At 74.3% G+C, this 23823-nt stretch carries 15 protein-coding genes; 6 read left to right on the top strand and 9 right to left on the bottom strand.

The genetic code is table 11. The features are described from left to right. Positions 1–27: 27 nt before the first annotated feature. From ACFV1J_RS10150 to treZ, 4 genes are all read right to left on the bottom strand, one after another. Entirely contained in the window at positions 28–687 is a 660-nt protein-coding gene (locus ACFV1J_RS10150; RefSeq protein ID WP_385856832.1) for a 4'-phosphopantetheinyl transferase, read from the bottom strand. Beyond that, positions 684–1637, bottom strand: a complete 954-nt coding sequence (locus tag ACFV1J_RS10145) for a metallophosphoesterase family protein (RefSeq protein ID WP_385856831.1) — start codon at positions 1635–1637, stop codon at positions 684–686. The genes ACFV1J_RS10150 and ACFV1J_RS10145 overlap by 4 nt, the downstream gene beginning before the upstream one ends. A 61-nt stretch (positions 1638–1698) precedes the next feature. Next, a complete protein-coding gene (locus ACFV1J_RS10140; RefSeq protein ID WP_385856830.1) occupies positions 1699–3417 on the bottom strand; it encodes a PucR family transcriptional regulator in 1719 nt (572 codons plus the stop codon). 151 nt (positions 3418–3568) lie between these two features. Further along, the gene (treZ, locus tag ACFV1J_RS10135; RefSeq protein WP_385856829.1) at positions 3569–5353 is read right to left on the bottom strand and encodes a malto-oligosyltrehalose trehalohydrolase; all 1785 of its coding nucleotides are present in this window, start codon (positions 5351–5353) and stop codon (positions 3569–3571) included. Between the two features lie 210 nt (positions 5354–5563). On the opposite strand from treZ, the gene ACFV1J_RS10130 reads away from it, so the two are divergent. Further along, the gene (locus ACFV1J_RS10130) at positions 5564–6109 is read left to right on the top strand and encodes an FHA domain-containing protein (RefSeq protein WP_385856828.1); all 546 of its coding nucleotides are present in this window, start codon (positions 5564–5566) and stop codon (positions 6107–6109) included. Here ACFV1J_RS10130 and otr(A) read toward each other — a convergent pair. After that, complete coding sequence (gene otr(A), locus ACFV1J_RS10125) at positions 6088–8016, bottom strand: tetracycline resistance ribosomal protection protein Otr(A) (protein WP_385856825.1); 1929 nt, start codon at positions 8014–8016, stop codon at positions 6088–6090. The two genes, ACFV1J_RS10130 and otr(A), sit on opposite strands and share 22 nt — an antisense overlap. A gap of 172 nt (positions 8017–8188) precedes the next feature. Next, positions 8189–9622: a dihydrolipoyl dehydrogenase gene (gene lpdA, locus ACFV1J_RS10120; protein WP_385856824.1), complete on the bottom strand. Its 1434-nt coding sequence runs from the start codon at positions 9620–9622 to the stop codon at positions 8189–8191. A 128-nt stretch (positions 9623–9750) separates the two neighbouring features. On the opposite strand from lpdA, the gene ACFV1J_RS10115 reads away from it, so the two are divergent. Then, the gene (locus tag ACFV1J_RS10115; protein ID WP_385856823.1) at positions 9751–10647 is read left to right on the top strand and encodes a LysR substrate-binding domain-containing protein; all 897 of its coding nucleotides are present in this window, start codon (positions 9751–9753) and stop codon (positions 10645–10647) included. Positions 10648–10654: 7 nt separating this feature from the next. Here ACFV1J_RS10115 and treY read toward each other — a convergent pair whose 3' ends face one another. Together treY and glgX are read right to left on the bottom strand one after the other, a co-directional pair. Further along, the gene (treY, locus tag ACFV1J_RS10110) at positions 10655–13279 is read right to left on the bottom strand and encodes a malto-oligosyltrehalose synthase (RefSeq protein WP_385856822.1); all 2625 of its coding nucleotides are present in this window, start codon (positions 13277–13279) and stop codon (positions 10655–10657) included. A 145-nt stretch (positions 13280–13424) separates the two neighbouring features. Then, positions 13425–15674 carry a glycogen debranching protein GlgX gene (gene glgX / locus ACFV1J_RS10105; protein WP_385856821.1) on the bottom strand — a complete coding sequence of 750 codons (2250 nt, stop codon included), beginning with the start codon at positions 15672–15674 and terminating at the stop codon, positions 13425–13427. A 239-nt stretch (positions 15675–15913) separates the two neighbouring features. Here glgX and ACFV1J_RS10100 point away from each other — a divergent pair, with 239 nt between their 5' ends. The 4 genes from ACFV1J_RS10100 (at position 15914) to ACFV1J_RS10085 (ending at position 22813) form a co-directional block, all read left to right on the top strand. Next, entirely contained in the window at positions 15914–16723 is an 810-nt protein-coding gene (locus tag ACFV1J_RS10100) for a Tat pathway signal sequence domain protein (RefSeq protein WP_385856820.1), read from the top strand. Positions 16724–16760: 37 nt separating this feature from the next. Continuing rightward, positions 16761–18104, top strand: a complete 1344-nt coding sequence (locus ACFV1J_RS10095; protein ID WP_385856819.1) for a copper amine oxidase — start codon at positions 16761–16763, stop codon at positions 18102–18104. A 100-nt stretch (positions 18105–18204) separates the two neighbouring features. Further along, a complete protein-coding gene (locus ACFV1J_RS10090) occupies positions 18205–19455 on the top strand; it encodes an SAV2148 family HEPN domain-containing protein (RefSeq protein ID WP_385856818.1) in 1251 nt (416 codons plus the stop codon). A 22-nt stretch (positions 19456–19477) separates the two neighbouring features. Next, complete coding sequence (locus ACFV1J_RS10085; RefSeq protein ID WP_385856817.1) at positions 19478–22813, top strand: BTAD domain-containing putative transcriptional regulator; 3336 nt, start codon at positions 19478–19480, stop codon at positions 22811–22813. A 12-nt stretch (positions 22814–22825) separates the two neighbouring features. Here ACFV1J_RS10085 and ACFV1J_RS10080 read toward each other — a convergent pair whose 3' ends face one another. Next, positions 22826–23665, bottom strand: a complete 840-nt coding sequence (locus ACFV1J_RS10080; protein WP_385856816.1) for an SDR family NAD(P)-dependent oxidoreductase — start codon at positions 23663–23665, stop codon at positions 22826–22828. Between the last annotated feature and the right edge of the window lie 158 nt (positions 23666–23823).

The following is a 23823-nucleotide window of genomic DNA, read 5'->3' as shown; positions in this document are numbered from 1 at the left end:
GTGGGGCGCGCCCGGCGGGGGGTCGGTTCAGGCCGGCATGGTGATGGACGTGACCACCAGGCCCTCCTCGACCAGCCAGCGGCCGGTGAATTCGGTGAGTTCGGTGCCGTTGACGAGTGGGCCGGGCACGAGCAGGCGGGCGGTGAACGTGGCGTCGGTGGGGTCGAGGGTGAGCAGTGCGTCCTCGAAGCCGAGCCAGCGGTGGGCGAGCGGGTACCACGCCTTGTAAACGCTCTCCTTCGCGCTGAAGATCAGGCGGTCCCAGGCGATCTCCGGTTCCAGGTCGGCCAGATGGCGGAGCTGGGCGCGTTCCTCGGGGAGGGTGACGAGGTCCATGACGCCGGGGTCGGAGACCGGGAGGTTGGGCTCGGCGTCCAGGCCGACGGTGAGCACGTCCCGTTGGCGGGCCACCGCAGCGGCGCGGTAACCGGTGCAGTGCGTCATCGCGCCGACGATGCCGGCCGGCCACTCCGGCGCCCGGTCGCGGCCGGGGAGCAGCGGCGCCGGGGCGATGCCCAGCCGGGACAGCGCGGCCCGGGCACAGCCCCGTACCGTGCCGAACTCCCGCTGGCGCTTGGGCACGGCGCCGGCCACGAGCGCCCATTCCTCGGGGAACATCTCGGACAGCGGGGCGTCCTCGAAGGCCTCGGCGGTCACGATCGGCGCCGGCAGCAGCTTGTCGATCATGTCCGGACCCCCGTGGTGCCGGAGCCGACGGTGGCCGGGACCGGCAGGATCTGCACCGGACGGCCCGGTGTGCCGGAGCGGCGCCGCCACTCCCGGGGATAGCCCAGCGAGACCTCCTGGTGCGGAACGCCGTCGCAGATCAGCAGGCGGGGGATGTGCAGATGGCCGTAGACGACGGTGGCGGCGCGGAACCGGCGCGGCCAGTCGGCGGTCGCCTCCGTACCGCACCACAGCGCGAAGTCCGGGTACCACAGCGGGTCGGTGGGTTCCCGGACCACCGGCCAGTGGTTGACCAGGATGGTCGGCAGGTGGTCCGGCAGGGCCGCGAGCCGGGCCTCGGTGGCCGCCACCCGCGCCCGGCACCAGTCCTCGCGGGTCGGATACGGGTCCGGGTGCAGATGGAACTCGTCCGTGCAGACCACCCCGGCGCGTTCGGCCCGGGCGAGCGCCTCCTCCTTGGACGTCACGCCCGGCTGCCGGAAGGTGTAGTCGTAGAGCAGGAACAGCGGGGCGAGGACGACCGGGCCGCCGGCCCCCTCCCAGACCGGGTACGGGTCCTCGGGCGTCAGGACGCCCAACTCCCGGCAGATCTCCACCAGATGCTCGTACCGCGCCACCCCGCGCAGCTGCACCGGATCGTCGGCGGGGGTCCACAGCTCGTGGTTGCCCGGCACCCACACCACCTTGGCGAAGCGTTCGCTGAGCAGGCCGAGTGCCCAGCGGATGTCGGCGACGTACTCGCCCACGTCGCCGGCGACCAGCAGCCAGTCGTCGGCGGACTCCGGTCTTAATTGCTCGACGATCTCGCGGTTCTCGGCATAGCGGACGTGCAGATCGCTGACCGCGACCAGCGTGCCGGGGCCGCCGGCAGGTGCGGTGGGCGGGGACGGGGCGGGGACCGGGGGCGGTGTGTCGGTGCCCGCGGCGGGGGTGCGGATCTCGTAGGTCACCCTCGCAGTAAAGACGGTGCGCACAGCAGAGTGAAGGGCGGGCCGGGGGACGGGCGGTGCGTCACCGGTCCGGGCGTGCCGGGGGCGGCGCGGCGGCGGTCCGGCCGGCGGACCCGGGGGAGGGCGCGCCGCCGCGGCGGATACGGGTGGCCAGCCACAGGTCGAAGCGGTCGTCCGGGTCGTCCAGTCGACGCCCCGTCAGATCCATGGCCTTGTCGAGGCGGTTGCGCACGGTGTGCCGGTGTACGCCGAGCCGGCGGCTGGTGGCGTCCCAGGCGCCACCGGTCTCCAGCCAGGCCGCCAGGGTGGCGATCAGCTCCTCGCCGTGGTCCGCGAGGTCGAGCGGCCCGAGCACGGTGTCGGCGTAGCCCTGCAGCGTGCGGCGGTCGCCGAGGTCGAGCAGCAGCCGGCTGGCCTGGCTCTGCCGGGCCTCGGCCGGCTCGCCCGACGCCCGGCTGACGGCCAGCAGACCGGCCGCCTGCCGCAGCGACACCCGCACCGCTTCCGGGGCGGTGACCGGCCCGATACCGGCCGGCCGGTGCGGGGCGAAGCGGGCGAGTACATCCCGGATGTCCAGGTCCTCGCCGACCACCGCCTCGACCATCCGGCCGGCCGGCCCGCCCGGGGTGCCGCCCGGTGCGCCGGCCGGTGCATTGGCCGTGCTACCCCCCGGGGTGCCGCCCGGAGCGCCGCTCACCACCCGGACCAGCCCGCCCGGCATCGCCAGCGCGAGATCGGCGGCCATCTCCTGGGCGGCGGACTCGGCGGCCCCGTCCGCGGTCCCGGGCGCCACCGCGCCGGACCCGGCTCCCGCCGCCCGCCGGCGCGCGTCCTCCCCGCCCACCGCCTCCACCACCACGCCGCGCACCCGCTCGGTCGTCAGCCCCACCGAGTGCAGCATGTCGCGGGCCCGGCCGGGTGCCGGATGCTCCTCGGCCAGCAGCTCCGAGAGCAGCGCCGACCGGCGCCGGCGCTCCGGCTCGTCGCGCAGATGGCGGCGCTCCAGCTCCAGCGAGAGCAGCGAGACCAGACCGGGGACCACCGACCGGGCGGCGTCGTCCGGCCGGCCGGTGAGCAGCAGCAGTCCGCGCAGCCGCCGCGCGCCCAGCGGCTGCACCTCCAGCTGCTGCCCGCCGGCCGTACTGGACGCGCTGCCGCGCAATCCGCGCGCGGCGACCCGGTCGAGCAGATCGCGGGCCCGGTCCAGCGGGGTGCGTGGCTCCCGCTCGCCCGCCGCCAGCAGTCGCCCGAGCGGATCGAGCACCGCGGCGCCCACCCCGGTGGCGGCCGTCCACTCCTCCAGCATCGGCCGCAGCCCGTCGCCGGCCGCCGCCGCGGTCAGCCGCCGCTGGGTGGCGAACGCCCGGTGCAGCGCCTCGCGCTGCTCGGTGGCCCGGGCGTCGAAGACCGCCTTGGTGACCGCGATGAACGGCACCTCGTCCGGCACCGTCAGCAGCGGCAGCCCGGCCTCCTCGGCCGCGGTGACCAGCGGCTCCGGCGCCTCCTGGTACGGCAGGCCCTGCCCCAGCCCGAGCGCCAGGCAGGCCGCCCCGCCCTCGGCGACATCGCGGACGTACGCCCGGCAGGCGGCCGGCTCCATGGGCAGCAGCAGGCCGATGGTCATCAGCAGTTCGCCGCCCTGCAGCCACTTGCCGGGCGCCGGCAGGTCCGAGACGGTCGCGGCCTCGATCGTGCGGGCCAGCAGGTGCGGCGGCACGTCGTAGGTGACCGAGAGATGGAGATCGGGCCGGGCGAGCAGGTCCGAGAGATGCAACGGCATAGACGTAGTGTCCATCACATACCTCTTGGATGGACGATCGGGCGATCGGGCGACCGGGGGATCGGGCGACCGGAAGCTCGGACGATCGGGCGACCGGCGGGATCGAGGGATCGGGCGATCGGGTCCCGATGGCGGGGCACCCCGAGCCGGCTCACGGCCCCAGGATCACCACCGACTCCGGTGGCAGACGGAGGATGCCGTCCGCCCCCGGCAGCCGGGCCGCCGGCCAGCCCGCCAGGGCCTCGAACGCCGGTCGCCGGCCGCCGTCCCCCTCCGGGAGCGGCACCGCGGCCGTCGCCTCCGGTGACAGATTGACCGCCACCCGCAGCGGACCGCGGCACAGCAGCAGCCAGCGCGCCTCCTCGTCGAAGCGGACCGAGGTGTGCCGGGGGTCCGGATCGGTCAGCGCGGGCAGTTCACGGCGCAGCGTCAGCAGGGTGCGGTACCAGGCCAGCAGCCCGGCGTGCGGGGCCACGGCCGGCTCGGACCAGTCCAGGACGCAGCGGTCGCGGGTGGCCGGATCCTGCGGGTCGGGCCACTCGGCGCTGTCGCCCGCCCAGGCGTGTTCGGCGAACTCCCGCCGCCGGCCGGCCCGTACCGCCTCCGCCAGCTCGGGATCGGTGTGGTCGGTGAAGTACTGCCAGGGCGTGCGCGCCCCCCACTCCTCGCCCATGAACAGCATCGGCGTGAACGGCGCACACAGCACCAGCGCACCGGCGCAGGCCAGCAGGCCCGGGGAGAGGCCGGCGGCGAGCCGGTCGCCGAGCGCCCGGTTGCCGATCTGGTCGTGCGTCTGGGCGTACGCCAGCAGCCGGTACGCCGGGGTCACCCGCAGGTCCAACGGGGCGCCGTGCGGCCGGCCGCGGAAGCTGGAGTACGTACCGTCGTGGAAGAAGCCGCTGGTCAGGGTCTTGGCGAGGGCGGCGAGCGGGGCCCGCGCGAAGTCCGTGTAGTAGCCCTGGGACTCACCGGTGAGCGCGGTGTGCAGGGCGTGGTGGAAGTCGTCGTTCCACTGGGCGTGCAGCCCCTGGCCGCCGCTGCTGCGCGGTGCGGTGGTGCGCGGGTCGTTGAGGTCGGACTCGGCGATCAGGAACAGCGGGCGGTGCAGCCGGCCGGCCAGCGCGTCCACGGCGGCGGACAACTGCGCCAGGAAGTGCGGGGTCCGGTCGTCGTGCAGTGCGTGCACGGCGTCCAGCCGCAGCCCGTCGAGCCGGTAGTCGCGCAGCCAGGACAGCGCACTCCCCAGGAAGTAGGCGCGCACCTCGTCGGAACCGGGTGCGTCGAGGTTGACCGCCGCGCCCCACGGCGTGCGGTGGGTCTCGGTGAAGTACGGGCCGAATTCCGGGAGATGGTTGCCGGACGGGCCGAGGTGGTTGTGCACCACGTCCAGGACCACACCCAGGCCGTGGCCGTGCGCCGCGTCCACGAACCGCTTCAGCCCCTCCGGCCCGCCGTACGGCTCGTGCACCGCCCAGGGCGCGATCCCGTCGTAACCCCATCCGTGGACGCCCGGGAAGGGGCAGACCGGCATCAGTTCGACGTGGGTGATGCCCAGGTCGGCCAGGTGCCGCAGGCGCGCGGCGGCGGCGTCGAACGTGCCCTCCGGGGTGTACGTCCCGATGTGCAGCTCGTACAGGACCGCGCCGGGCAGCGGGCGGCCGGACCACGGATGGCGCCAGCCGAACCGGTCGTGCTCGACGACCGCGGCCGGGCCGTCGGGCCCCTCCGGCAGCCGGGCGGCACGGGGGTCGGGCAGCGGCGGCCCGTCGTCGAGCCGGAAGGCGTAGCGGTCGCCGTCGCGGGCCGGCGCCTCGGTGCGCCACCAGCCGGCGCGGGCGTCGTCCGGCTCCATCGGAATCTCCGGTTCCGTCGCCCGGTCGCCCGCCCACCGGAGAGCCACCCGCCCGGCACGCGGCGCCCACACCTCGAACAGCACGGCCGTCCTCCTTCGTTCGCACCCGGTCCGGACGACCCAAGCATGCCCGCGCGCCGCCGGACAGCCCGACGTGGCGGCACGGGCCCACATCGCGCCACCGCGCTGGTCCGTTCCGGCGAGGTGACGGGCCGTCCGGTGCCGCCCGAGCCGCCCGCTGCCGCGCACCGGCCTCGCCTGGACAGCGGCTCGTGGGAGTCCGACAATCACGGCATGACATCGCTGGAGTTCCCCGCGCGTCCGGCGCGGCCGTCGGACGCCGACCGGGAACGCGCCCTTGACCTGCTGCGGGACGGCGCGGCACAGGGGCGGCTGTCCCAGGACACCTTCCTGCGGCGGCTGGAACTCGTCCTCACCGCCCAGGAGAACGCCGAACTCGACCTGCTGACCGCCGACTTGGCCGGCCGCGGCAAGGTCCAGGGCGGCCTGCTGCGGATGGTCGGCCGGGTCTCGGCGTTCCACCTCCGGGTGCGCCGGGCCTGGCGGATGGAGCGGCTGCCCAAGCTGCTGCTGCCCGAACCGAGCCCGTTCCCGCTGGTCATAGGGCGGGCACCGGGCGTCGGCCTGCGACTCAACCACGAGACGGTCTCCCGCGCGCACGCCGAGCTGCGCAGCGCCGGCAAGGGCTGGGTGCTGCGCGACCTCGGCTCCACCAACGGCACCTGCGTCAACGGCCGCCGGGTGGTCGGCGAGGTCCCGGTCGGCCCCGGCGACCACATCACCTTCGGCCACGTCGACTACGTCCTGACGGAGCGCTGAACCCCCGCCTCCGGAACGTCGGAGCGCACCGGACGGTCCCCCGACGGGCTGGACGTCCACACTCCCTCGCCGCGCGTCAGCCCCGGCAACTCCCGCTGGATCTCCGGCACATGGCGGGCCGCGAGGGCCCCGCTGATCAGCCAGGACCGCCGCCCGCCGGTGGTCTCCGCGAGCTCCGCGCCGAGCGCCGCCAGCCGGGCGGTCACCGCGGCCAGCGCATCCACCGGAACCTCGGCCTCGAAGGCGTGGTACGGCTCGTAGACCCGCGTACCGGCCCGGTCGAGCGCCCGCAGCAGGACGCCCGGGGTGACCGCCCGGAAGTCCCCGGCCGTGCTCAGCGGGCCGATGAACCCGGACCGGGTCAGCACGACCCGGCAGTCCGTCACCGCCCGGCCGCGCGGACCGCTGTGCAGGGTGGCCAGCACGGTCTCCTCGATGGCCTGGTGGAAGCCGAGCGGCAGGGCGCCCAGTTCCGTCTCGTAGGTGAAGACCGGGCCGGAGCCGCGGGCGCCCGGCTCGACCCGCAGTCCGACCGTGGCCCACGGCCCGGTGTGCCCGCGCCGGGCGATCTCCGCCAACGCCTCGCCGACCCCGCAGGGCCGTTCCACGCACACCACCCGGCTCGGCGCGAAGTCCGCCTCGATGCCGTACTCCTGACGCAGCGTCGCCGCCAGTACCTCCTTCTGCACCTCGCCGTGCAGCAGCACCGACGTCGCGCCGTCCGGCGCCGGGCGGACCGCCAGCAGCGGGTCCTGGTCGGCCAGCGTCAGCAGCGCGGCGCGCAGGGCCGCGGCGCGCTCCGGATCACGGGCGTGCACCACGGATTCCAGGGTGGGGGAGGGGAAGTGGGCGGAGCCGTCCGCGGTGTCGCCGGGCGGGCCCAGCCGGTCGCCGGTCCGGACGCCGGGCAGTCCGCGGACCACCGCGATGTTGCCGGCGGTCAGCGGCCCGTCGTCCCCGGGCGGCCGTCCGACGACATCGAGCGCGGTGATCCGCCCGGTGAGCGGTCCGCCGCCGGCGCGGTGCAGCTCGATCCGCTGCCGGGCCCGCAGCTCGCCCGAGAACAACCGGAGGTACGCGGTCCGTTCGCCCCGCGGCGGCTGGTGCACGGCGAAGACCGTGCCGCGCGGCGGACCGCCCGGCGGCACCGGAGCCGGCGGAATCAGCCGGACCATGCCGTCGACCAGCGCCCGGACGCCCTGACCGCCGAGCGCCGAACCGAAGAACAGCGGATGCAGCGACCCGTCGGCCGTCCGGGCGGACAGCGCCGCCCGCACCCGCTCCGCGTCCGGCGGCGTCCCCTCGACGAGCTGGGCCAGCACCGACTCGTCCACCTCCGCCACGGACTCCGCGATCCGCTCGCGGACCTCCGGATCCGTCAGGGCGTACGGCACCGCGCGGGCCTCGGGGGTGCCGAGCCCGGTCACGGACGTCAGGGGCACGACGGCCGGGGTCAGCAGCCGGCGGATGTCCGCCACCAGCTCCTCCCCACGGGCGCCCCGCCGGTCGATCTTGTTGACGAAGAGCAGGGTGGGCATCCGCAGCCGCCGCAGCGTCCGCATCAGCACCCGGGTCCTGGCCTGCACGCCCTCCACCGCGGACAGCAGCAGCACGGCGCCGTCGAGCACGCCGAGGGCCCGCTCGACCTCGGCGATGAAGTCCGAGTGGCCGGGGGTGTCGATCAGATTGACCTGGACGTCGCCGACGGTGAAGGAGGCGACCGCCGAGCGGATCGTGATGCCGCGCTGCCGCTCCAGCTCGCCGGTGTCGGTCCGGGTGTCACCGGCGTCCACACTGCCGAGCCGGTCGATGGCGCCGGTGTCGAACAGCAGCCGCTCGGTGAGGCTGGTCTTACCCGCGTCGACGTGGGCGAGAATCCCGATGTTCAGGGTGTGCGAAAGGTGCATGGAAGGGGGTGTCCTCGAAGACGGTCGTCCGGATGGGGCGATGAGTCGATCCGAGGAATCCGCGCATTCCGTTGCTCCTGTTCAGTCATGCCTGCGTACCGGGCCATGGTGACAGCCGTGTGCCGGACCGCAACCGAATTAAGCGGGCGGCCCGGCGCACGGGTGCCGGCGCTCAGTGCTGGTGCAGCCCCCGCCCGGCCAGCGTCAGGAACGTCTCGCCGACCGCCTCCGACAGCGTCGGATGCGCGTGCACGAGCTGCGCCACATCGGACGGTTCGGCGTCCCAGGCCACGATCAGCTGGCCCTCCGCGATCATCTCCGAGACGTGCGGACCCACGAGGTGCACGCCCAGCACCGCCCCGGTGGCCGCACCCGCCGCCCCCTCGGCCGCCGCGATCACCTTCACCATGCCGCCCTTGCCGTGCACCATGCCCTTCGCGGTGGCGGTCAGCGGCAGGGTGTTGACCTGGACCGCCAGCCCCCGGGCGCGCGCCTCCTCCTCCGTCAGGCCGACCGAGGCGGTCTGCGGCGAGGAGTACGTCACCCGCGGCACCGTCGCGTAGTCCACCGGCCGGGACGGCACCCCCGCCAGCGTCTCGGCCACCAACAGCCCCTCGGCGAACGAGGCATGGGCCAGCCCCAAGGACGGCGGCGGCAGCAGGTCCCCCACCACATGGATGCCCGGGACCGCGGTCTCCAGCCGCGACCAGTCCGCCGGCACCACGAACCCCCGCTCATCGGTGGCCAGTCCGGCCGCCTCCAGCCCCAGCCCGTCCGTCACCGGGGCCCGCCCCACCGCCACCAGCAGCCGCTCCGCCTCGACCACCGCCTCCTCCCCCTTGGCGGACCGCACGGTCGCCCGGACACCCGCCGCGGACAACTCCGTACCGACGACCACCGCACCCGTCCGTACCGCGATACCGCGCTTCTTCAGCCCCCGCGCCAGATGGCGGCCCACATCGGCGTCATCCAACGGCAGCAGCCGCTCGGCCGCCTCGACGAGCGTGACCTCGGCCCCCATGGACCGGTGGAACGAGGCGTACTCGACACCGATCGCGCCCCCGCCCAGTACCAGCACCGACCCCGGAAGGTCCTCGGCGAACAGCGCGTCATCACTGGTCACGACGGTCCGCCCGTCCGCCACCAGCCCCGGCAGCAGCCGCGGCCGGGACCCGGTGGCCAGTACGATGCCGCGCCCGGCCGTGAACTCCCCGACGCCCTCCACCCGCACGGTCCGCGGCCCGGTCAGCCGGGCGCTGCCCCGCAGCACCCGCACCCCCGCGGATCGCAGATGCCCCTCCACGCCCTGGTGGTTACGCGACACGATGCCGTCCCTGGTGGCCACCAGCGCCGGCCAGTCCAGCGCGTCGACACTGGCCTTGACGCCCCATCGCTCGCGGGCCTCCGCGATCCCGTCCACCAGCTCCGCGGCGTGCAGCATCGCCTTGCTGGGGATGCAGCCGCGGTGCAGACAGGTGCCGCCGATCAGCTCTCGCTCGGCCAGCACCACCCGCAGCCCCAGAGAAGCGGCCCGCAGCGCCGTGCTGTACCCGCCGGTGCCCCCGCCGATCACGATGACGTCGGTGAAATGCTCCCTCTCACTCATGCAGCCACCCTCCGCCCACCTGCACTCATGAGTCCAAGGCAATGTTTTTATGGACCTGATGAACACCCGTCATACCCGGACCCCTGAGGTGCGGCCCACCTGCTTCTCCTGAACCGCGAGGCTCCGCCATGACCCTGCGCCAGATGGAATACCTCGTAGCCGTGGTGGAGGAAGAGTCCTTCACCCGCGCCGCCGAGGCCCTGCACGTCACCCAGTCCGCCCTCTCGCACCAGATCAAGGCCCTGGAACGGGAGGTCGGCGGCCCGCTGCTGGAGCGGATGCCGCGCGGCGTACGGCTGACCGCGATGGGCCGCGCCTACTTCCCGCACGCCGAACTCGCCGTGCGCAGTGCCCGGCAGGCCCGGCGCGCCGCACTCGCCGCCGGCGGCGCCCGGACCGGAGAACTCCACATCGCCACGGTGCACGCGCACGCCCTCGGAGTGCTGCCGGAGGTCTGCGCCCGCTGGGCCGGGTCCCGCCCCGGCGTACGCCTGGTGCTGCACGAATACGCCACCACCGAGGAACTGGAGGAGCAGATGGCGCGCGGGGTGGCCGACATGGCGCTGGGGCCCCGCCCCAAGGACTGGCCGGGCCCGGTCACCGTCGTCGGGCGCGAGCGCATGGTGCTCGTGGTCCCGCACGGCGATCCGCTCGCCGCCCGGCCCTCGGTGCGACTGGCGGACCTGGCGGACCGACCCTGGGTGCGCTGCAGCCTGGAGCCGGTGGTCGACGGCCGGCGCTGGCTGGACCTGGAGTGCGAACGGGTCGGCTTCACCCCGCGCACCGCGGTCCGCACCCAGCACACCTCGACCGCCGTCCGGATGGCCTCGGCGGGCGTCGGAGTGCTGCTCACCGCCGCCCATGAACTGACCGGCCTGGACTGCGCCTCGGTGCCCACCGACCCCCCGTGGCGCCGCGACATCACGGTCTTCTCGCGTGTCCAACTGACCGGCGCCGCCGCGGAGTTCACCGAACTCCTGCGCACGACCGGCCCCGCGGCCACCGACCCGGCGGACACTCCTTAGGGACCGCTCACTCCCGTACGAACAACCCCACCGGCGACCGGGACAGCAGCTCGCTCAGCCCCACCACCTCGCCGCCCGGCAACGCCCGCCCGGTCCGTCCGGTCAGCGCATCGCGCCAGGGGCCGCCGGGCGGCATCCGCAGCCCGGTGTCCCACCAGCCGCCGGTCTCCACCAGGCGGAGCGACAGCCGGGTCACCACCGTCAGCACCCGCCCACCACGGCAGAAGGCGACACAGTGCTCGGCCGCCGGCCCCTCCGCGTACACCGGGGTGTACGAGCCGGCCGCGCCGAACCACTCCGGATGCGCCCGCCGCAGCCGCAGCGCCGCGACGGTCAGCCGCAGCTTCTCACCGGCGAGATCGAGCGGCCCACCGCCGCCGCCCGGCCCGCCGTCCGCCCACGCGCCCACTCCGCCGTCCGCCCCGCCGTCCAGCTCGGCGAGCAGCTCGGGCCGGAAGGTGGCCGGCCGCCGGTTGTCGGGGTCGACCAGTGCGGAGTAGGTGAGTTCGGTCCCTTGGTAGAGGTCCGGGACGCCCGGCATCGTCAGATGCAGCAGCGCCGCGCCCAGGATGTTGGCGCGGATGTACGGCGCGAGCTGCGCCGCCAGCGCGGCCAGCGGTGCGGCCGTGGCGCCGCACGGCCCGGTCCGTACGAACTCCGTCACCGCCTCCTCGTACTGCGCGTTCGGCTCCGTCCACGAGGTGCGCAGCCCGGCCTCCCGCACCGCCTTGAGGACCGCGGGCGCCACCCTCCCCCAACTGTCACCGGGGGGTGCCCCCATGGCCGCGGCCCCGTCGGCGGGCGTGCCCAGCCCGAACGCGGTCTGCCAGGCCAGCCAGGAGACCATCGGATCGGCCGGCCCGGCACCGGGCAGCAACGCCGCCCCGGCGCCGCACACCGCGTCCTCGCCGATCCCGGCCAGCACGTCCCGCCACCGGTCCGGGCACTCCGACAGCACCGCGATCCGCGCCCGGACGTCGGCGCTGCGCTTGGTGTCGTGCGTGGAGAGCACCGTGCCGGTCGCCGGCCAGTCCCGCTGGATGCGGGCGCAGTACGCATGGAACGCCTCCGGGCCGAGCGCCGGCTCCCCGGGATCGCCGCCCACCTCACAGGCCGACAGCAGCACCGGATAGCGGTAGAAGGCGGTGTCCTCCACGGACTTGGCGTGCAGCGCGGACGCGGTCTGCGCGAACCGGGCGGCGAAGTCGGCCCGGTCGCGACGGTCGGCCCGGTCGGGATCGTCGGGGTCGGGGTCGTCGGCCCGGTCGGGACCGTCGGCAGGGCCCGCGGCCTCCGCGAGCGCGGCGTCACCGTCCGCGCAGATCCCCAGCGCCAGATCGTGCACCAGATCCACCGCCCGGGCCTCCTCCGGCACCCGGAAAGCGGTGCGCGCCCCGACCGCGGCCCGGCCCAGCATCGCCGCGTCCTGCACCGCCCGCGTGGCATCAGCGGCGTACGGCCGGTAGACCGGCAGCCGGACCAGCAGTTCCTGGATCGCGTGCCGCAGCGCCCACGACGCATGGTCGCCCGGCCGCGGATCGCGCGCACTGATCCGCGCCGCGGTGCGCACCAGCCGCTCCACCTCGGCGGCCAGATCATGGCTGACCACCTCGTAGGCGGCCCGGCGCACCGTCTCCTCCCAGTCGCCGCCCTCGTCGGCCAGCGGCGTGACGAAGTCCCGGTAATGGGAGAAGAGCCGGCCGGCGCCCTGCGGGCAGACGAACAGGCCGTCGATATGGCGCAGCGCGTCATAGCCGGTGGTGCCCGCGCAGGCCCAGCTGCCGGGCAGCCGCTCCTCGCCGGTGAGGATCTTCTCGACGACCGTCCAGCGCCCGCCGGTGGCCTCGGCCAGCCGCGCCAGATAGCCGGTGGGATCGGCCAGCCCGTCCGGGTGGTCGATGCGCAGCCCGTCGATGACGCCCTCGCGGATCAGCCGCAGCACCGTCGCGTGCGTGGCCTCGAAGACCGCCGGCTCCTCGACGCGCACCCCGATGAGGTCCGAAATGGTGAAGAAGCGGCGGTAGTTCAGCTCGGTACGGGCCAGCCGCCACCAGGCGAGGCGGTACCACTGCGCCTCCAACAGGCGCGGCAGCGGCAGTTCCTCGGTACCGGGGCGCAGCGGGAAGGCCTTGTCGTGGTAGCGGAGCACCCCGTCCTCCGGTTCGACGCGGAGGTGCCGTGTCTCCTCGCCGATCCGCCCGCCCAGCACCGGCAGCAGCAGCCGGCTGCCGTGCCCGCCGTCCCAGTCGACGTCGAACCAGCGGGCGTACGGGGAGGCCGGGCCGTCCCGCAGCACCTCCCACAGCGGCGTGTTCAGGAACGTCGGCCCCGGCACCGCCATGTGGTTCGGCACGATGTCGACGACCAGCCCGAGGCCGTGCGCCCGGGCCGTCGCCGCCAGCGCCCGCAGGCCCGGTTCACCGCCCAGTTCGGCCCGTACCTCCGCGTGGTCGACGACGTCGTAGCCGTGCGTGGACCCCGGCACCGCCTCCAGCACCGGGGACAGGTGCAGATGGGAGACGCCCAGCGCGGCCAGATGGGGGACCACCCGCTCGGCGGCGGAGAACGGGAAGTCCGGCTGGAGCTGCAGCCGGTAGGTGGCGGTCGGCGACGGAGATGAGGGCTGCGTCATGGGAACACCCGTACCCCGCCGGGCGCCCGTTCTGTCATCGCTGCGCGGCATTCGCGTCGTCGCTTTCTCCCCTGTGGTGGGCGGCCAGGCGCTCTCCCCGGCCGCCTCCGGCGCCACCGGGACCCGGCCCCGGCGGCCGCGGCCGCTACGCGGGCCGCTGCAGCACCAGCAGGCTCCGGTCGGTGAGCGTCAGCCGGTCGCCCGCCTTGACCTTCGCGCCGCCGCCGTCCGCCACCGTCCGCGGCCGGTCGGTGTCCACCACGACCTGCCACTGCCGGCCGAGGTGCTCAGGAACGGTGAACTCCTTCTCCTGGTCGTGGGCGTTGAACATCAGCAGGAACGAGTCGTCGGTGACCGGCTCACCGCGGGGCCCCGGCTCCGAGATCGAGCTGCCGTTGAGGAAGACGGTCAGCGACTTGGCGTGCGCCGACTGCCAGTCCCGCGGCCCCATCTCCCGGCCGCCCGCGGTGAACCAGGCGATGTCCGACAGCTCGTCGTGGGTGCCCTCGATCGGGTGACCCTGGAAGAACCGCCGGCGCCGGAAGACCGGATGGTCGCGGCGCAGCCACACCATCTGCCGGACGAACTCCAGCAGCTCCAGCTGGTCCTCGTCGCTCCACTCCGCCGCCGTCGCCTCCGCCTCGTCCGGCCCCTCCTCGTTCTCCCCGCTCTCCCCGTCCTCCCCGTTCTCCTCCTCCGCATCGTCCGCCTCGTCCGTCCCGTAGGTGTCCTCCTCCGGGCCCGCGGACTCCGGCCAGTGCACCCACGACAGCTCGTTGTCCTGGCAGTACGCGTTGTTGTTGCCGCCCTGGCTGCGACCGAACTCGTCGCCGTGGCTGAGCATCGGGACGCCCTGCGACAACATCAGCGTGGCGATGAAGTTCCGCATCTGCCGGGCCCGCAGCCGCCGCACCCCGGGGTCGTCGGTCGGCCCCTCGGCACCGCAGTTCCAGGACCGGTTGTAGCGCTCCCCGTCGCGGTTGTCCTCGCCGTTGGCCTGGTTGTGCTTGTCGTTGTACGAGACCAGATCGCGCAGGGTGAAGCCGTCGTGGCAGGTCACGAAGTTGACCGAGGCCAGCGGGCGGCGGCCGTCCTCCTGATAGAGGTCCGACGAGCCCGTCAGCCGGGACCCGAACTCCGCGAGGGTGCGCGGCTCGCCCCGCCACAGGTCCCGCACGGTGTCGCGGTACTTCCCGTTCCACTCGGTCCACAGCGGCGGGAAGTTCCCCACCTGATAGCCGCCCTCGCCGACGTCCCACGGCTCGGCGATCAGCTTCACCTGGCTGACGACCGGATCCTGGTGCACCAGGTCGAAGAACGACGACAGCCGGTCCACCTCGTGGAACTGGCGGGCCAGCGTCGCCGCCAGATCGAAACGGAAGCCGTCCACCCGCATCTCCTGCACCCAGTAGCGCAGCGAGTCCATCACCAGCTGGAGCACATGCGGACTGCGCATCAGCAGGGAATTCCCGGTGCCGGTGGTGTCCATGTAGTACTGCCGGTCGTCACAGAGCCGGTAGTACGACGCATTGTCCAGCCCCCGGAACGACAGCGTCGGCCCCAGATGGCTGCCCTCGGCCGTGTGGTTGTAGACCACGTCGAGGATCACCTCGATACCGGCCTGGTGCAGCGCCCGCACCGCCGTCTTGAACTCCAGCACCTGCTGCCCCCGGTCGCCCCAGGAGGCGTAGGCGTTGTGCGGGGCGAAGAAGCCGATGGTGTTGTAACCCCAGTAGTTCGTCAGCCCGGCGTCCACCAGCCGGTGGTCCTGCACGAACTGGTGCACCGGCATCAGCTCCAGGGCGGTCACCCCGAGCTTCGTCAGGTGCTCGATGATCGCCGGATGCGCCAGCGCGGCATAGCTGCCGCGCAGCTCCTCGGGGAGCTCCGGATGACACATCGTCAGGCCCTTCACATGGGCCTCGTAGAGCACGGTCTCGTGGTAGGCGGTCCGCGGCGGACGGTCGTCGCCCCAGTCGAAGTACGGGTTGACCACCACGGAGGCCATGGTGTGCGGCGCCGAGTCCAGGTCGTTGCGGACCTCGGGCCGCCCGAAGTGGTAGCCGTAGACCGCCTCGTCCCAGTCGATCACCCCGCTCATGGCCCGGGCGTACGGGTCGAGCAGCAGTTTCGCGGAGTTGCAGCGGAGCCCCCGCTGCGGTTCGTAGGGACCGTGCGCCCGGAATCCGTAGCGCTGTCCCGGCATCACCCCCGGAAGATAGGCGTGCCGCACAAAGGCGTCACTCTCGCGCAGCTCGACGGCGGTCTCCGAGCCGTCGTCGTGCAGCAGACACAGTTCGATGCGGTTCGCGGCTTCGGAGAACACCGCGAAGTTGGTGCCCGCCCCGTCATAGGTGGCACCCAGCGGATACATCTGTCCCGGCCAGACCTGCATGCGTAGACTCTTCCACTTTCTCGTCGGGCGCTGCGGCGACTCCACGACACACGTCCGCGGACCGAGGGGAATTCCTTCCCCAACTTGTCGCAACTTGTCCCTCACAGAGGGATTTTCGCGAGATTCCCGCTGAATGGTGGCAACCCGTCGGGATGTCGGATCGTCCTAATGGTCGTCCTACTGGAGGACCGACGGGGGACCGCTACCGCATGTCACGGACGTGACAACAGGGGGGAACCGTGCACCGACTGTTGCACCGCCACCTCGGGAAGGCCGTCGCGGGCGCCGCCCTGGCGCTGACCGGCACCGCCGTCATGACCGCCGTCACCCTGCCCGCCGGCGCCGACGCCACCGGCCCCACGGACACCCGGCCCGCCGCGGCCGGCGCCTTCGCCCCCGGACGGGATCCGGGCGCGCCGCCGCCGGGCGTCGTCGAGCCGGCCGGCACCCAGGGCGAACGCGGCCACGGCCGCGACCCGCTCACCGATGCCGAGCTCCGGCGCGCCCAGGACCTGGCGCGGCCGCGCGCCCTGCGCACCGCCGCCAGGAACGTCACCGGCCGCCGGGGGCCCGAACCGCTCCTCACCGATCTGGCCGAAGCCCGTCCCTCGGAAGCCGGCCTGGCCGACCCGCCGCGCCGCGCCCTGGTCTCGTTCTACGACTACGCGACCGACGGCTACGTCACCACGACGGTCAATCTGACCACCTCCCAGGTCGAGGCCACCGACACCCAGCACGGCGTCCAGCCGCCGCCCAGCCACGCCGAGGCCCTCGAGGCGGCCCGGCTGCTGATCGCCGACCCGCTCGGCGCCGGACTGCGGCAGGACTACCGCCACGCCACCGGCCACGGCCTCACCGGGCCCGACCCGCTCGCGGTCACCGGCTTCGTCTACCGCGGCCGCGCCGAAGGCGACGCCCCGGGCGCCCTGGCCGCCTGCGGACGGCACCGTTGCGTCCGCCTCTTCACCAAGGTCAAAAACGGCCCGTGGATCGACACCCGCCGTCTGGTGATCGACCTCAGCGCCCGCACCGTCGCCCGCCTCGGCTGACCGCCCCCGCCACCCCTCTTCACCCGGAGCCGCCTCCATGCCCGGACGACGCACCGTCGGCGCCCGCCTCCGCCGCCGCACCGCCGCCCTCGCCGCCGCCCCCGTACTGCTCGCCGCGACCGCCCTGCTGACCGCCCCGGCCGTCCAGGCCGCCCCCGAAGCCGCACGTGTCCCCGCCGCCCGCGCCGCCGCGGCCGGCCCGCCCTGCTCCGCCGCGTTCCGTATCACCCGGACGCTGGACGGCGGCACCACCTGGCGGATGTGCTGGCACTACGAGGGCAACGCCGGCCTGGTCCTGGACGACGTCTCGTACCAGCCCAAGGGCGAGCCCGCCCCGGTCAAGGTGCTCACCAGCGCCCGGCTCGGCCAGATCCACGTCCCCTACGACGACGGCAGGAACGAGTACGACGACCTCACCGGCCAGGGCTTCGCCCAGGGCCTGCAGAAACTCACCCCCGCCGAATGCCCCGGCGGCACCGTCAAGACCGTCCGGGTGCCCGGCGCCTACGACCCCGCCCACCCCGACGTCAGCGGACTGTGCACCACCACCCGCGCCCGCGGCCACGCCTACCGCATGGGCCCCTACCCCGGCGAGGACGCCCCGACCTACCAGCTCCAGGGTCAGGACCTGCTGGTCTACACCGTCAACAAGGTCGGCTGGTACGAGTACCTCACCGAATGGCGGTTCGCCGGCGACGGCACCATGACGTTCCAGGTCGGCGCCACCGGCACCGTCTCACCCGGCGACTACGACGCCGGCGACGGCCGCGGCATGCCGCTCGGCAAGGGCGCCAAGGACTACGCCACCAGCCACAGCCACAACGTCTTCTGGCGCCTCGACTTCGGCCTGGACGGATCCACCGCCAACAAGGTCGAGCAGTTCGATTCGGCCACCACCACCCGCCCCGGCGGCAACACACCCACCATTCGCACCACCCGTACCCCCGTCACCCGGGAACTGGCCGGCGACGCCGGACCGCTGCGCTGGTGGCGCGTGGTCAGCCCCAACGGCCGCAACAAGGACGGTCATCCGCGCTCGTACGAGATCGTGCCGGGCCACACCAGCAAGTACACCGGCCGCGGTTACACCCGGCACGATGTCTACTTCACCGACTACAACACCTGCGAGCGGTTCGCCAGCAACAACCTGGCCAACTGCGGGCAGCACGCCGGGCGGAGCGTGGACACCTGGGTCAACGGGCAGCCGCTGAAACACCCCATCGCGTGGGTCAACATCGGGTTCCACCACATCGCCAGGGATGAGGACCAGGAGCCGATGCCCGTGCACTGGCAGGGCTTCCAGCTGGTCCCGCGCGACGTCACGGCTATGAATCCGCTCACTCCGCCCGCCCTGTCGGGTCACAACGGGCACTATGGATAAGGGGAGTTGGTAGACGACTCGACCCATCCTGCTGCACCGCCTCCCGCACCGCAGTAGTCTGCCTTGATCGTTGGCACGGGGGTTCGGAAGGCGGTGGCAGGTGAGCGGCGGGCTGGAGTTGCCCCCTGGTGACGAGAGTCACGAGGGGCATGAAGGCGGCTCCGTCGACGCACCACCCGGCGCGGTGTCCCTGGCACGACCGCTGGAGATCGGGGCGGAACTGGACTGGGGCCCCGAGGCATGGAGCGAGGTGCGCACCCGTGCCCGCCGGGCCGGACGTGCCTACATCTGGCTGAATCTCGTCGAGCAGCGGCTGCGGGCCGTGGTGGCGGCCGTGCTGCGGCCCATCTACGAGCCGGTGCACGGCGACGAATGGGTGATCGCCGCGGCCGGGCCCGCCGGTCACGAATGGGTACAGCGGGCGGTCGCGGTCCGCGAGGTCAGCCGCCGCAAGGGCTACCTCCTCGACCCCGCGGACGACAACATCGTCAGCTTCCTGACCCTGCCGCAACTCCGCGAACTGATGGTCCAGCACTGGCCCTGCTTCGCACCGTACTTCGACGACCGCCGCGAGGTCGAGCTGGCGCTCGACGAGCTGGAGGTCGCCCGCAACATCGTCTCCCGCAACCGCGCGCTGTCCGAGACCGTCCTCGCCCAGGCCGAGCGCGCCTCCGCCCGGCTGCTGGACATACTCGGCTCCGGTGCCGGCACCCGTATCTCCGGGCGGCTGCCCATCGACGCCGTCGAGGACCTCGTCGGGGACCGCTACGCCGACGTCATCGGCGTCCACCCCGACCGGGTCCGCCTCCAGCGCCAGCTGCCCGCCGAGGACCTCTTCGGCGGCGCCCGCCGGCTCGACGCCGTCGGCATCGGGCTCAACCTCCTCGTCCAGAACTACTCCGGCCGCCGCCTGGTCCGGCTCGCCGAATCCGGCTGCCGGGTCCGGCTGCTCTTCCTCAACCCGGCGAGCAGCGCGGTCCGCCGCCGGGAGCGGGAAATCGGCCTGAAGAAGGGCGAGATGAGCCGTTCCATCGAGATGAACATCCTGCACATGCGACGGGTGCGCGCCCGGCTGCGCGACCCCGGCGCCTTCGAGATCCAGGTCTTCGACGAGACCCCGCGGTTCACCGCCTACCTCGTCGACGGCGACGGGGCGGACGGCCTGGCCGTCGTCCAGCCGTACCTCCGCAAGAGCCGCGGCATGGAGTCCCCGGTCTTCGTGCTGCGCGGCGGCTCCCGGGACATCGTCCGCCAGGACACCCGGGAGGGACGCGACGGCGACCACGGGCTGTTCGAGACCTACCGGGAGGAGTTCGAGGGCATCTGGGCGGACTCGCGGCCGGTTTCCTGACGCACCTCGTACGGTTGTGCGTATGCACTTCCGCGTACTGGGCCCTCTGGACGTGCGGTCCGCCGACGGCCGCCCCGCCCCCGTCCCGGAGAAGAAGGTACGGGCCCTGCTCGCCGCTCTCCTGGCGCACCACGGCCGTCCGGTGTCCGCCGGCCGGCTCGTCGAGCACCTCTGGGGCCCGCGGCCGCCCGCCCACCCCACCGCGTCCCTCCAGAGCAAGGTCTCCCAGCTCCGTCGCGCCCTGGACACCGCCGAACCCGGTGCCCGCCGACTGGTGGCCACCGCCCCGCCCGGCTACCGGTTGGACATCACCGCCGACGCCCTCGACGCCGGCCGCTTCACCGCGCTCACCACCCGCGCACGCGCCGCCCGTTCCGCGGCGGACCGGGCCGGGCTGCTCGCCGAGGCCCTCGACCTGTGGCAGGGCCCGGCGTTCGCCGGCTGCGCGGACGACGACCTGATCCGCCCGGTGGCCGAGGGCCTGGAGGAACAGCGGCTGACCGGCCTGGAGGAGCACGCCGCCGCCCGCCTGGAACTGGGCGAACACACCGCGCTGACCGCCGAACTGGCCGCCCTCGTGGCCCGGCACCCGCTGCGCGAACGGCTGCGCGCGCTCCAGCTGACCGCCTTGTACCGCTCCGGCCGCCAGAGCGAGGCGCTGGCCGCGTACGACGAGATCCGTACCCGGCTGGCCGAGGAACTGGGCGTCGACCCCGGCGCCGAACTGACCGCGGTCCACCAGGCGATCCTGCGCCAGGAACCCTGGCACCCCCAGCCCGCGAGCGCCCCGGCGCCGGCGCACACCCCGGGCGCGCAGCCGGCCCGGCACCCCCTCCCGCGCACCAACCTCCCCACCCCGCTCACCGAACTCCTCGGCCGCGAGGACGCGGTGCGCAAGGTCGGGCAGGCCCTGGCGGCGCACCGCCTGGTGACGCTCACCGGTCCGGGCGGCGTCGGCAAGACCCGCCTGGCGCTGGAGACCGCCGGCCAGCTGGCCGACGATTTCCCCGACGGCATCTGGCTGGTGGAGCTGGCCGCCCTCGGCCGCCCGGACGATCCGGAAGGCGGCCGCCGCGCCAAGTGCACCGCCGCGGAGGTCGCCGAGGCGGTGCTGGCCGTGCTCGGCGTCCAGGAGGGCACGGCGGCCGGACCGGTGGCCGGACGCCTGGTCGCGGCGGTCCGCGGCAAACGCCTGCTGCTGGTCCTGGACAACTGCGAGCACCTCGTCGACGCGGCCGCCGAGGTCACCGCCGCACTCCTCGCCGCCGCAGCGCAGTTGCGCATCCTGGTGACCGGCCAGGAACCGCTGGGCCTCGCCGGCGAGCGGATCCGGCCGGTGCCGCCGCTGGCGCCGGACGGCGCGATCGCCCTGTTCGCGGCCCGCGCGGCCGCCGCCGACCCCGGCTTCGTCCTGGACGCCGACAGCGCCCCCGCGGTCGCCGAGATCTGCCGCCGGCTGGACGGCATCCCCCTCGCCCTGGAACTCGCCGCCACCCGTGTCCGCGCCCTGGGCGTGGGGGAGTTGAGCGCCCGGCTGGACGACCGGTTCCGGCTGCTGGCCGCCGGCCGGCGCGGCGCCCCACGCCGACAGCAGACCCTCCGCGCCATGATCGACTGGAGTTGGGAGCTGCTGCCCGCCCCCGAGCGCACCGTACTGCGCCGGCTGGCCGTCCACGCCGACGGCTGCACCCTCCAGGCCGCCGAAACGGTCTGCGCGGGCGACGACACCGCCCGCGAGGACATTCCGGAGCTGCTGGCCCGGCTCGTCGACCGCTCGCTGGTGACGGTCGCCCGGACGCCGTACGGGACCCGCTACCGGCTCCTGGAGACCGTCGCCGCGTACTGCCTGGAACGGCTCAGGGAGGCCGGCGAGCTGTCCGCGATCCGCCGCCGGCACCAGCTCCACTACACCGAACTCGCCGAACGCGCCGCCCCGTTGCTCTACGGATCCGCCCAGCGGGAATGGCTGGAGCGGCTCGACCAGGAGACCGCCAACCTGCGCGCCGCCCTGGACGGCGCGGTCCTGCACGGCGCCGCGGACCGGGCACTCCGGCTGGTGAACGCCCTGGCCTGGTACTGGTTCCTGCGCGGCCGGCTCGCGGAGGCGGGCCGCTCGCTGGAGGCCGCGCTGACCGCGTCCGAAGGGGCACACCCGGACGTCCCGGCGGGCCGGCGGCTGCGGGCGGCCGCCTGGCAGGTCGGCATGGCCTCCCTGGCGGGCGGGGACACCGACCCGGTCACACGGGCGGCCGCCGTCCTCCGCCGCTACGAAACCCATGACGACCCCGGCGAACGCGCCTGGGCCCAGTGGTTCCTGGGCCACGCCCAGGTGGGCCTCGGCGACCCGGGCGTGGCGGCGGACCGGATGGTGCGGGCGCTGACCGCGTTCCGGGCGCTCGGCGACCGCTGGGGCACCGCGGCGGCGCTGAGCAGCCGCGCCCAGGGCACCGGCGGTGAGGACCTGCCGGCCCGCCGCCGCGCCGCCGAGGAGAGCGCCGCGCTCTTCGCCGAACTGGGCGACCGCTGGGGCCAGTTGCAGGCCACCGACGCACTGGCCGCGATCGCCGAGATCACCGGCGACTACGACCGCGCGGCCCGGCTCCACCAGGAGGGACTGCGCAGCGCCGAGGAGCTGGGCCTGCGGATCCAGGCCTCCTACAAGCTCTCCGGACTCGGCCGGATCGCGCTGCTGACCGGCGACCTGGCGGCGGCCCGGGACCACCACGAACGGGGACGGCGGCTGGCCGCCGAACAGTCCCATCTGCGCGGCGAGATGTTCGCCGAGTGCGGACTCGCCCTCGGCGCAAGGAGGGAGGGCCGGCTCGACGCGGCCGAGGCGCATCTGCTGCCCTGGCTGGAGTGGTGCCGCGGCCGGGAGGGCGACCCGGGAACCGCGTTCGTTTTGGCCGAACTGGGCTTCCTCGCCGAGCTCCGGGGGGACGCCGCCACCGCCCGCGAGCGCCACCTCGACGGGTTCGCCGCGGCCCGCGCCACCGGCGACCCCCGCGCCGTCGCCATGGCCCTGGAGGGCCTGGCCGGCGCCCAGACGCTGACCGGCCGCCTCGCCTCCGCGGCCCGACTGCTCGGCGCGGCGGACGCCCTGCGCACCGCCGCCGGGGCACCCCAGCCGGCCGCGGAACGCGCGGACGTGACACGCAGCACGACCGCCGCACGCCGCGGACTGGGCGCCACGGCCTTCGGGGCGGCGTACGCGCGCGGGGCGGAGGCGACTCCGGAGGATCTGGTGGCCGAGGTGACCGCGGGGGCAGACGTGACCGGGGCGGCAGACGTGACGGGGGCGGCAGACGTGATCGAAGCGGCAGGCATGACCGGGGAAGCGGCCGTGGTACGAGGGTGAGGTGGTGCTGCGCTACGGCGTCCCCGTGATGCCGCCGTCCACCCGCAGTTCGATCCCGTTGACGTAATCGGCGCGCGGGCTGGCCAGATAGGCGACCGCGGACGCGATGTCCTCCGGGCGCCCCAGCCGTCCGGTCGGGTTCGCGGCGTACGCGGCAACGAGGTCCGCCTCGTCGACGGCGCCCGCCGTCCCCTCGGCCGCCATGGCGCCGTTCCCCTCAACCGCCGTGTCCGTCATGTCCGTCGTGTCCGCCGCCCGTTCCTCGAACATCCGGTACATCGACGGGCTGACGATCACCCCCGGACTCACACAGTTCGCGGTGACCCCCGTCCCGGCGAGGTGCCGGGCCAGGCTCGTGGTCATGTTCACCACGGCGGCCTTGGCGGCGGAGTACGTCACCATGTTGGGCAGCGGCGTCCGCACGGCCCGGCTGCCGATGGTGATGACCCGGCCCCAGCCGTGCGCGCGCAAGGAGGGCAGCAGCGTCTGGCTGACCCGCACCGTGGGCAGTACGTTCCCCTCGAAGGCGGCCCGCCAGTCGGACGCCCGGGAGCTCTCCCAGTCGTGCTCGGCGAACGGCCCGGCGTTGTTGACGAGGATCTGGACGCCGAAGTCCCGTGCGGTCAGGGCGACCTGCTCCGCCACGCCCGGTTCCGTCAGATCCCCGAGCACCACTTCCGTCCGTACGCCGCGCGCCGCGACCCGTTCGGCGACGGCCGCCGCGGCCCCCGCGTTCCGGCCGTGGACGAGGACTTCGCACCCCTCGTCCGCCAGTGTCTCGGCGATCGTCGCCCCGATCCCCGAACTGCTGCCCGTCACCAGCGCCCCGCGCCCTGCCAGCCGTAGGTCCATGCGGCCAGCCTAGGGGGACGCCGCCCCGCTCGTGCCCGGCTCACGGTGGTTCCCCGTGGGCCCGGTTCGCCGGGTGGTGACGGGCGGCCGGTCGATTGTCAGTGGTGCGTGCGAGAGTGGGCGAGCAACGGGGGAAGTACCACCGAAGGAGGCCGCAT

It is taken from the genome of Streptomyces sp. NPDC059649 (genome assembly GCF_042734445.1).
Taxonomy (GTDB): domain Bacteria; phylum Actinomycetota; class Actinomycetes; order Streptomycetales; family Streptomycetaceae; genus Streptomyces.
This window is presented reverse-complemented; position numbering and strand designations above follow the sequence as displayed.